The sequence below is a fragment of the Methylobacterium sp. B1 genome (assembly GCF_000333255.1).
Taxonomy (GTDB): Bacteria; Pseudomonadota; Alphaproteobacteria; order Rhizobiales; family Beijerinckiaceae; genus Methylobacterium; species Methylobacterium fujisawaense.
The window spans coordinates 1-10135 of the sequence record NZ_BACT01001024.1 but is presented as its reverse complement, the minus strand read 5'-3'; the positions used below and the strand labels follow the sequence as shown (position 1 = coordinate 10135).

Sequence of the window (10135 nt, the reverse complement as noted above, 5' to 3'; positions counted from 1 at the left end):
AATTAGATGCCGGGCCCGTCCTTCAGCACCTGATCGGCCGGGCCTTCCAGGCGGCCTTGCGCTGGCCCGGATCGATGGTGCCGCGTTCGGCCTGAAGGGCCGCGTCGGCCTCCGGGCTGCAGTATTTGGGATAGTTCAGCGCCGCCTTGCAGGCGAGGAAGCTGTAGGTGTTCCCGTCCGGGTCGGATCGGCCGCTCCAGGAATAGAGCTGCGCCTCGTAATTGCCCTTGTCGGCGGCATCGAGCGCCGTGGTGAAGTCCACGGCCTGGATCTTCACGTCGAACCCGGCCTCCTTGGTCATCGCCTGGATCACCTGACCGACCTGCGGCGACTCGCTGTTGGCGTAGACGGTGAGCGTGATCTGCGGGTTCGGCTTGCCGGCCTCGGCGAGCAGGGCCTTGGCCTTGGCCACGTCCCGCTTCGGGATCGGGTATTCGGCGACGTAGTTCGGGTTCTTCGGGTTGACCCACTGATTCCCGGCCAGGAACTCGCCGTTGTAGACGACCTGATTGATGGCGTTGCGGTCGATGGCGGCCTCGAAGGCGGCGCGAACCTTCGGGTCGGCCACCGGCGAGCCGGCCTTGTTGGGATTGAACAGGATCTCCTGGAAACCGAGTTCGGTGGTGGACTCGAGCTTCAGCTTGGCGTCGCGCTTCACCTGCGCAACGTCGGTGGGGGCGAGCCGCTCCAGCAGGTCGAGTTGCCCGGCCCGCAGATTGGTGAGCCGGACCGTGGCGTCTGGGATCGGCCGGAACTCGATCCGCTGGATGTGGATCGCGTCCTTGTTCCAGTAGTCGGGGAAGCGTTCGACCACGATCCGGTCCTGCGGCACCCGCTCGACGAACTTGTACGGCCCGGCGCAAACCGGCGCGGAGGCGAACTTGTCACCCAGCCGCTCGGCGGCCTTCGGCGAGACCATCATGCCGGCCCGGTCGGTGAACTGCGCGAGCAGCGGCGCGAAGGGCTGCTTCAGGTTGATGCGGACGGTGAGGTCGTCGACCACGTCCACCGAGTCGATCGGCGCGATCTCCGAGCGGCGCTGCGAGCCCGGCATCGTCCTATGCCGCTCGATGGAGTACTTGGCCGCGGCCGCGTCGAGCTTCTCGCCGTCGTGGAACAGCACGCCCGGACGCAGGTGCAGGGTCAGCGCCTTCTCGTCCGGCGACAGCTCCCAGGAGGTGGCGAGCTGCGGCACCGGCTTCAGGTCCGGGCCGATATCCACGAGCTTGTCACACAGGGCGGCGAAGACCATCCGGCTCGCAAAGGTGCGGGCGAGCGTCGGGTCGAGAGCGTCCGGATCCTCCATCATGCCGTAGCGCAGGGTCTGCGCGGCGGCGGGCCCGGCGAGGGTAAAACCGGCAAGGAGGCAGGCGGCGAGACGCAACATGAGACCAGTCCGGATGCAGGCGGAGAGGGCGGCACGGATCGGCCGCAGCCGATCCGGGAGACGGGCGACACTGTCGCGCAGCCTCCTGGCATGCACAATCCCAGGCAGCATCCATGCCATGCGACCAATCTGCATCTTGTATTCGGTTTCCCGCGGCAATCCGGCCCGGGTCTCCCGGCTCAGGCTGGCGCCGCATCTGGTCGGCGCCCTTCGAAGGCCCGGCGCCGACCGCGTTCGCGATGCGAAGGTCCGGCTCGAGAGGGATTGTACAGGGCCTGAGATAAGTCCAATTTTATAGATCGCCTGAACAACCCGGAAAAATTTTGGGCCGCAAAAGACAGCCTGTGTATTCCTATTGATGATGCAGGTGTGATGGTCCGGCGGCACGTCGTCATGTTGCCTGCGTTGTGCTGGAACCAGCGCCGTCGCGACTTCTACGCCGTGACCGCCGACGTCTCGACGGAGGGGATCCGCTTCCGCTCCTCCTCGCTGTTGGCGATCGGCGAGGACCTGACCTGCAGCATCCGCCATGTCGGGACTCTGGAAGCGCGCATCGCCCAAGTGGCCGGTCAGGAATTCGTCGCCTGCGTCCGGGGTGGCCGCGCGATCCTCGCCGACCTCGCCCGACAGTTCGTGACGCTGGCGCGCGCCCAGGACCTGCAGCCGGAGCCGATCCGGGCCCACAAGCGGATCGTGCCGAAGCAGAAGATCGTCCAGGTCACGACGGCCTCCGGCCAGGCCTTCCTGGGGCATGTGCTCAACGTTTCAGCCTCCGGGGTGGCGCTGCTCGTCGACCACGAACTGGAGATCGGCGCGACCATCCAGGTGGGGCACAAGGCTGCGACGGTGATGCGCCACTTCGCGCACGGCGTCGGGGTCGCCTTCACGGAGCCGTTCGAGCCGGCTGCGGTCCACGAGGCGATGTCGTTCTGACGCGCCGACCCGGGGCGGCCTGATCCGGGGAGGCGCCCCGCGGCGATGGCCGCCGGCCCCTCGCAGCCGCGGTGGAACGGCGCTACATCTTCGCAGATTCAGCGAAGGATTTCCGATGAAGCGTCTGCTCTCCTCCCGACCCGCCGCGTCCCTGGCGCTCCTGCCGGCCGCGCTCATCCTGCTGCCCCAGGCGGCGCTCGCCCATCCGGGCCACGGAGCCGCGACGGGCGCGGAGGCAGGCTTCCTCCACCCGCTGATGGGCGCCGACCATGTGCTCGCGATGGTGGCGGTCGGACTCCTCGCCAGCCTGCGCGGCGGACGCGCACTCTGGGCGCTGCCCCTGTCCTTCCTGGCGCTGATGAGCGTGGGGGCCGGCCTGGGCATGGTCGGTTTCGCGCTGCCCCATGTCGAGGTCGGGATCGCGCTCTCCATCGTCGTGTTCGGCCTTGCCGCCATCATCGGCCTGCGCGCGCCGGTCGCCCTCCTGGCCGGCTTGGTCGGCGTCTTCGCGGTGTTCCACGGCTACGCCCACGGGACCGAGATGCCGGAGACCGCCACAGGCCTGACCTTCGGACTCGGCTTCCTGGCGGCCACCGCGCTCCTGCACGCGGCCGGGATCGGCCTCGGCGTCGCGGCGGCCCGGATCGGGGCGACGCGGGCAGCGCCGACCCTCGGCGCCGGCCTCGCCGCGGCCGGTCTCGCCCTTCTGGTGCTGCCCGCCTGAGTGCGGCGGCCGATAGGGTCCCGGGGCGAGCCTCCGCCGCAGGCGAAGGGCCGCGCCTGAGCATTCGCATCGATCTCGGGCCAGGGCACCGCCTCGGTCCCGGCAAGGTGCGGCTTCTGGAGATGATCGCCGAGCACGGCTCCATCGCGGCGGCCGGCCGCGCGCTCGGGATGTCGTACCGGCGGGCGTGGATGCTGGTGGAGGCGATGAACACCGGTTTCGGCCGGCCCGTGGTCGAGGCGCAGACCGGCGGGCGGGCCGGAGGCGGCGCCCGTCTCTCGGACTTCGGAACCGATGTGGTCCGCCGGTACCGGGCCGTGGAGGCGGCCGCGGAGGCGGCGGCTGCCCCGTTCCTGGGGCGGCTCGGGCAGGTCGAGGATACGTAACCGCCCCGGGCCCGGGCGCGATATCCGGGGTGCGATGTCACAGGCCCCCCGGGGCTGACCTCGCCCCAAGCCGCCCCACGTCCCGCCGGTCGCATCGATCCCGGCGGCAGGAAAAAGCCCCGACATGACAAAGTTACCGACGCTCGTCCTGGCGAGCCTGTGGGCCGTCGTCACCGGCGCGCAGGCGGCCCCGAAGATCGAGCGCCTGCGCGGCACCGTCGAAGCGGTCTCCGGCGATGGCTTCACCGTGAAGACCCTGGACGGCGCGTCGGAATCCGTGGCGCTCGCCCCCGACGCGAAGGTTTCCTGGGTCGTCCCGTCCAGCCTGGACGCGATCAAGGACGGCGTCTTCATCGGCACGGCCACCAAGGGCGAGCCCCCGGTGGCCCTCGAGGTCGTCCTGTTCCCCGAGGCGATGCGCGGCACCGGCGAGGGGCATTACGACTGGGACATGATTCCCGACCGCACGGCGGCCGGGGCGCCGGTGAAGAGCGCCATGACGAACGGCACCGTGAAGGCGGACGTGCATGCGACTGCGCCGGACGCGCCCCGCGTGAAGAGCGCGATGACCAACGGGACGGTCAAGGCGAGCAGCGGCAGCGCGGAGCGGACCCTCACGGTCGATTACGGCCAGGGCCAGTCCTTGCAGATCCTCGTGCCGCCGCAGGCGCCGGTCGTCAGCTTCGAGCCTGCCACCGCGTCGGCCGTCGCACCCGGCGCCAAGGTCTTCGTGATCGTTGCGCGCGGGGATGACGGCCGCGTCACCGCCCGGCGGGTCGCCGTCGGCAAGGACGGCCTGACGCCGCCCATGTGAGAAAAATCTGCCGGCGCCCCGTCGCCGGCGAATCGCGAGACGCTGACGCGCCGCCCGGCCCGGGATCCGAGCCGGGCGGCGTCCTGCCTGTCGACGCGGCACATCGGCCTGTCAGGACAGCATTCGTGCACATTGCGCGACCCGTTGCCGACTAAATCACCCGGGGAATGTTGCGGGACCGCAACATCACTCTGGAACTGCCAAGGCGCTCACGAATCCTCGTTGCTCGCCGAAACCCGTTCGCACATGGTGATCGTGCACGGGGGCATCGCCAAGCGAGAGCCCGCAGGAGCCTGCCACCTAAGACGCGGGCCAAACCTACAGAACGTGCGGCTAGACCCGGACAACCGGGCACGTCCGCATCATTGGGTCTCGAAGCTTTGGAGATGTCTATGAAGCTCTTGAAGAGCTCATTGCTCGGGTCTGCTGCTGCGTTCGCGGCGGTAGGCGCAGCTCATGCCGCCGACCTCCCGGTCAAGAAGGCGGTTCCGATCGAGTACGTCCGCGTCTGCGGCGCGTACGGCGCCGGCTTCTTCTACATTCCCGGCACCGACACCTGCCTGCGTATCTCGGGCCGCGCCCGGTTCGAGGGCGGCTACATGACCAGCTACTCACGGCAGAATGCCAACGGCGGCGATACGTCGGGCTACCAGGGCCGGATGCGCATCAACCTCGATGCCCGCACCCAGACCGCCTACGGCACGCTGCGCGCCTTCGTCCGCCTCGATGCCGGCGCCCGCACGGGCTATTCCGGCGTCGGTACGTCCGGCACCCAGCAGCGTATCGGTCAGGCCTACCCGGGCCTCGGCATCGACAGCTTCGGCCGCGACCAGCAGTTCGTGAACGTCGACAAGGCGTTCATCCAGTTCGCCGGCATGACGGCCGGTCGCGCCTCGTCGTTCTTCGACTTCTACGCCCACGACTTCGAGTTCGCCGGCGCCACCGCGGGTTCGGACATCGCCTCGACCAACCTGCTCGCCTACACGGCGACGCTCGGCAACGGCCTGTCCGCCACGATCTCGGCCGAAGATCCGGTCTTCCGCCGCAGCCCGATCTTCTCGGCCTCGAACAACCCGGCCGGCGCCACGGTCAACGCCAACCTCGCCAACTTCGCTCAGTCCAACTCGCCGGCTGAAGTGTTTATCGGCTACACCAACGGCCAGCCGACCCGCTACAGCTTCGTCGACGTGATCCAGCGCTCGCGCATGCCCGACGTCGTCGGCGCCCTGCGTCTCGACCAGGCCTGGGGTTCGGCTCAGCTGTCGGCCGCCGTGCACGAGCTGAACGTCGGCAACGTCGCCAACGGCGCCGGTACCGGCACCGGCTCGAACATCAGCATCCCGCACACCAGCAACTCGTACGGCTGGGCGGTACAGGGCGGCCTGAAGATCAACACGCCGTTCATCGCGCCGGGCGACGCCCTCTACCTGCAAGGTGCCTACGGCTCCGGCGCTCAGCTCTACACCGGTTACTCCTCGTTCAGCGGCTCGTACTCGCAGAACGCGGCGACGATCCAGGGCCAGAAGTTCAATCAGTTCTTCAACGACGCGACGCTTAACCCGTTCACGGGCCAGATGCAGCAGTCGACGAGCTTCTCCGCGACGGCTGCGTACCTCCACTACTGGTCGCCGGAGTGGCGCTCGGCCTTCTTCGGGTCGTACGGTGAGATGAACTTCTCGGGGGCGGCCCGCGCCGCTCAGGGTATCGCCTACGCGGTCGCCAACCCGTTCGGCCTGATCAACTTCGGCGCCAACGCAGTCGGAACGCCGGGCACGCGCTTCTACAACCTGAGCGAGGCGCTGCGCGACACCTACCAGTTCGTGGCGGGCGGCAGCATCATCTGGTCGCCGGTGAAGGATCTCGATATCGGTGTCGAGGGCTTCTACACCCAGATCGGCGTCAAGAACGGCCGCGTGATCGACAAGGACAAGAGCCCGACCGCTTACGCCAACGTCGCCGGCATCAACAACGGCACCTTCGTGCCGCGGACCACGACGTCGGACAGCGTCTCCACCTTCCGCTTCCGCGTCCAGCGCGACTTCTAAGCCGCTTTACCGGCGCCGGGGCTTCGGTCTCGGCAACGGTCCCCGTGCTTCAGGAACCTCAAGGCTCGGCTTCGGCCGGGCCTTTTTCGTTGTGGTCGCCCTTCTGGACGCGCGAAGCGGCGCGTCGTCACGCGGCCTGATCGAGCTCCACAATCGCGCCTGTCGAGAACGGCGCCGAAGCAATTCGGCCGCCCTCCGGCGCCCGTCCCGGCGCACGCAGGCACCATCTCGCTTGCAACTTCCCCTATGCGTCGAACCGAGGCGTCGGGCCGTCCCGCCGCCTGTTCGGGTCCGGGCCGCACGCCTCTCCACGCCGACGCGGAGCGCGGGTCCGCCTGCTTCGGCAATTCGCGATAGTGCGGATTCCGGGTCGAGAGAGCCGCGCCATCGGCGCACGATCCCCTCTCTCGCCGCCCCGTCCGCGAGCGAAGCCGGGACCCTGTGTCGGGATGAACCGGCCGTGCCCTGGGCCGGGTCAGGGCCCGCGATCCCTTCTCAATCCTGATCGATGGCCCGGACGAGGGCCGCTCGCACGCCGAATCGGCGCCCCGGAATCACGCCGCGCTGCGGGTCCGTAGCGGCCTTCGGCCCGGTCCATCGCGGCTGCTCCGGCGACGCGGAGTGTCCGGAACTGGCGTTTGCAGCCGCCTCGGACGGAGGGATTTCGCGCGCCTCTGCGGTGTCTTTGATCGATGAGATGGCCTCCATCGGGAAGAAGACACTCGATTATTTTGCGGAATGAACAAAGTAAAAATCCAATACGACTTCAGTATTAAAATATAAAATGTTGCTGATCTACAACAAAAACGAAACTGTTGCTCCAATGAGAGATTTCTTGTTGCCCAGATATGATCACGCGCACAGTGTTGTCGACGTATCTGCTCGGCTTGGGACGAAATAAGTGAACGGAGACCCGGATTGGACTCCGTGTTTCCCAAGGGGGAGATAATTACTCTTTCGTTGTGTCGTAAATATTGAGGGATCGGGGGGTCTCAATGAACTATTTGGAATCGGTATTGCTCGGGGCCGTGGCGGCGATCACGACGGTGGGTGTCGCAGAGGCCGCCGACCTGCCGGCCAGGACGGCGGTGCCCGTCGCGTATGTCCGCGTCTGCGGCGCATACGGCCCCGGCTTCTTCTTCATCCCCGGCACCGACACCTGCCTGCGGCTCTCGGGGCGCGCCCGTTTCGAGGGCGGCTACAGAACCAGCTACGGGCGGCAGTTCGGCACGAACCTCGGCGACACGGCCGGATTTCAGGGCCAGATGCGCATCAACCTCGATGCCCGCACCCAGACCGCCTACGGCACGCTCCGCGCCTTCGCGCGCCTCGATGCCATCGCGCGGACGGGCTACATCACGTCCGGGACCCAGCAGCGCATCGGCAACGCTTTTCCGGGCTTGGGCATCGACCAGTTCGGCCGCGACCAGCAGCACGTGAATGCCGACAAGGCGTTCATCCAGTTCGCAGGGCTGACCGCCGGGCGTGCATCCTCGTTCTTCGACTTCTATGCCCACGATTTCGAGATCTACGGTGCCACCGCTGGCTCCGACGTCGCCTCGACGAACCTGCTCGCCTACACGGCGACGTTCGGCAACGGCGTGTCCGCCACGGTCTCGGCGGAAGATCCGGTCTACCGTCGCAGCCCGATCTTCTCGCCGACCAACAATCCGGCGGGTCTCCAGCACAATGCGACGCTCGCGAACTTCGCGCAAACCAGCGCACCCGCGCCGGTGTTCATCGGCTACACCGACGGTCTACCCTCGCGGTACAGCTTCGTCGACGCGATTGAGCGCTCGCGCGTGCCCGACATCGTCGGCGCCCTGCGCCTCGACCAGGCCTGGGGCTCGGCTCAGGTCTCGGCCGCCGTCCACGAGCTGAACGTCGGCAACGTGCAGAACGGCGCGGGTATCGGCACCGGCTCCAACCTCAGCATCCCGCACACCAGCACCGCGTATGGCTGGGCGGTCCAGGGGGGCCTGAAGATCAACACCCCGTTCATCGCGCTGGGTGACGCCCTCTACCTGCAAAGTGCCTACAGCAATGGCGCGCAGATCTATGCCGGATATTCGGCCTTCGCCGGGAGCTATACGCAAGCCAGCGCCGGATATCATGGACAGAAATTTAATCAGTATTTCTCGGATGCGACGATCGACCCGTTCACCGGCCAGCTGCGGGAGTCGCGGGCCTTCTCGGCGGTCGCGTCGTTTCTGCATTACTGGACGCCGGAATGGCGCTCGGCCTTTTTCGGATCGTACGGCGAGCAGGATTTCGATCGGAGCGCCCGGCTGGGGCAGGGCGCGATCTTCGGACTGGCGAATCCGAGAGGCGCCAACAGGTTCGGCGCCAGCGCCGTCGGGTTGCCGGGGACACGGTTCTACGCGCTCAGCGAGGCCCTGCGCGACACCTACCAGGTCGTGGCGGGCGCCAGCCTCATCTGGTCACCGGTGCGCGATCTCGATATCGGCGTCGAGGGTTTCTACACCCAGGTCGGCGTGAAAAGCGGCCGCGTGATCGACTTGGACAAGAGCCCCACCGCCTACGCCAACGTCGCCGGCATCAACGCCGGCACGTTCGTCCCGCGCACCGTGACGCAGGATTCGGTCTCGCAGGTCCGCTTCCGCGTCCAGCGCGACTTCTGATCGGCAAAGCCGGTGGCGGCGCGTGGTCCCGTCGCCTGCCGCCGTGCCCGCCGACTTCGAGGCCCGGCACCCAGCCGGGCCATTGTCATGCGCACAACGATGGAGAGTGGTCTTTAATCCCGGCTTACGGGACAGGTGGCGCCCTTTGTTCCGCGGGTCGCGTTGCCGCCCATTCTCGACGCTGATACGCCGAATGTCACTTTATCTCCGCCGACCGTGCGGGACTCGACGGACCGCGTCCCATCACGCGGCCGCGACGGCGCGGCGAAAGGCGAAACGGCCCGCAGGCGGCGAGATATCCGGGGGGGACGCCATGACCAGCACCGCTTCGACGAGCCCGATCCCATCACCGTCGAAAGGCCGTACCCGAGACGGGCGCGCGACCCGGTTCTGGCCGGACGTGTGGTGGCGCCTCATCGACCTCAAGATCGGCATCATACCGCTGCCGATCTTCGTCGTGCTGGCGATCCTCCTCACCGTTCTGGTCCAGGAGGGCGAGATCAAGCCTGACGGGCCGACCATGATCGCCGTCCTGGTGATGGGCGGCTTCACCTGCGCGGAGATCGGCAAGCGGATCCCGATCCTGAAGAACATCGGGGCCGGCGCGATCTTCGCGACCTTCATCCCCTCGGCGCTGGTCTACTACGCCCTGGTGCCGCCGCAGATGGTGAAAGCGATCACCGATTTCACCAAGTTCACCAACTTCCTCTACATCTACATCGCCACGATCATCGTCGGCTCCATCCTCGGGATGGACCGCGAGGTCCTGATCAAGGGCTTCCTCAAGATCTTCGCGCCGCTCGCCCTCGGCTCGGTGGCGGCGGCCCTGGTCGGCACGCTGGTCGGCACGCTCCTCGGCCTCGGCCCCTACAAGACGTTCTTCTTCATCGTCGTGCCGATCATGGCCGGCGGTGTCGGCGAGGGGGCGATCCCGCTCTCCATCGGCTACGCGGCGATCCTGGGCGTGCAGCAGGGCGTCGTCTTCGCCCAGGTTCTGCCGCCGGTGATGCTGGGCTCGCTCACGGCGATCATCCTGTCCGGCACGCTCAATTCCGTCGGCAAGCGCTACCCGCACCTCACCGGCGAGGGGCGGCTCCAGCCCGATTCGGACGAGATGAAATCCAGCGATGCGCAGGCCAAGTCCGAGGCCGCACGCGGTCAGATCGACCCCGCCACGATCGGCGCGGCCGGGCTGACGGCGATC

8 protein-coding genes are annotated in these 10135 nt (G+C 67.6%); 7 read left to right on the top strand and 1 reads right to left on the bottom strand.

What is annotated here, in order from left to right:
• Positions 1-22 precede the first annotated feature (22 nt).
• Entirely contained in the window at positions 23-1387 is a 1365-nt protein-coding gene (locus I53_RS28525; RefSeq protein ID WP_251982488.1) for an ABC transporter substrate-binding protein, read from the bottom strand.
• A 393-nt stretch (positions 1388-1780) separates the two neighbouring features.
• Between I53_RS28525 and I53_RS28520 the strand changes: the two genes are divergently transcribed.
• The 7 genes from I53_RS28520 to I53_RS28490 all read left to right on the top strand — a co-directional run.
• On the top strand, positions 1781-2320 hold the full coding sequence (locus tag I53_RS28520; protein WP_078947135.1) for a PilZ domain-containing protein: 540 nt from the start codon (positions 1781-1783) through the stop codon (positions 2318-2320).
• Positions 2321-2435: 115 nt separating this feature from the next.
• Positions 2436-3044, top strand: coding sequence for a HupE/UreJ family protein (locus tag I53_RS28515; RefSeq protein WP_051045111.1), 609 nt, complete (start codon positions 2436-2438; stop codon positions 3042-3044).
• 107 nt (positions 3045-3151) lie between these two features.
• Positions 3152-3430, top strand: coding sequence for a winged helix-turn-helix domain-containing protein (locus I53_RS28510; protein WP_236952784.1), 279 nt, complete (start codon positions 3152-3154; stop codon positions 3428-3430).
• A gap of 124 nt (positions 3431-3554) precedes the next feature.
• Positions 3555-4244 (top strand): hypothetical protein, encoded by a 690-nt coding sequence (locus I53_RS28505; RefSeq protein WP_043357383.1) that lies wholly within the window; start codon positions 3555-3557, stop codon positions 4242-4244.
• A gap of 392 nt (positions 4245-4636) precedes the next feature.
• The gene (locus I53_RS28500; RefSeq protein ID WP_043357381.1) at positions 4637-6289 is read left to right on the top strand and encodes a porin; all 1653 of its coding nucleotides are present in this window, start codon (positions 4637-4639) and stop codon (positions 6287-6289) included.
• Between the two features lie 995 nt (positions 6290-7284).
• Entirely contained in the window at positions 7285-8931 is a 1647-nt protein-coding gene (locus I53_RS28495; RefSeq protein ID WP_043357379.1) for a porin, read from the top strand.
• A 313-nt stretch (positions 8932-9244) separates the two neighbouring features.
• Positions 9245-10135, top strand: an 891-nt coding sequence (locus I53_RS28490) for a 2-hydroxycarboxylate transporter family protein (RefSeq protein ID WP_043357387.1), incomplete at its 3' end; no start/stop codon positions are given.

Excerpts from the sequence above, each read along its gene's own strand:
- I53_RS28495 (WP_043357379.1), top strand. The coding sequence starts at position 7,285 with ATGAACTATTTGGAATCGGTATTGCTCGGGGCCGTGGCGGCGATCACG.
- I53_RS28505 (WP_043357383.1), top strand. The coding sequence starts at position 3,555 with ATGACAAAGTTACCGACGCTCGTCCTGGCGAGCCTGTGGGCCGTCGTC.
- I53_RS28500 (WP_043357381.1), top strand. The coding sequence starts at position 4,637 with ATGAAGCTCTTGAAGAGCTCATTGCTCGGGTCTGCTGCTGCGTTCGCG.
- I53_RS28515 (WP_051045111.1), top strand. The coding sequence starts at position 2,436 with ATGAAGCGTCTGCTCTCCTCCCGACCCGCCGCGTCCCTGGCGCTCCTG.
- I53_RS28525 (WP_251982488.1), bottom strand. The coding sequence starts at position 1,387 with ATGTTGCGTCTCGCCGCCTGCCTCCTTGCCGGTTTTACCCTCGCCGGG.
- I53_RS28520 (WP_078947135.1), top strand. The coding sequence starts at position 1,781 with ATGTTGCCTGCGTTGTGCTGGAACCAGCGCCGTCGCGACTTCTACGCC.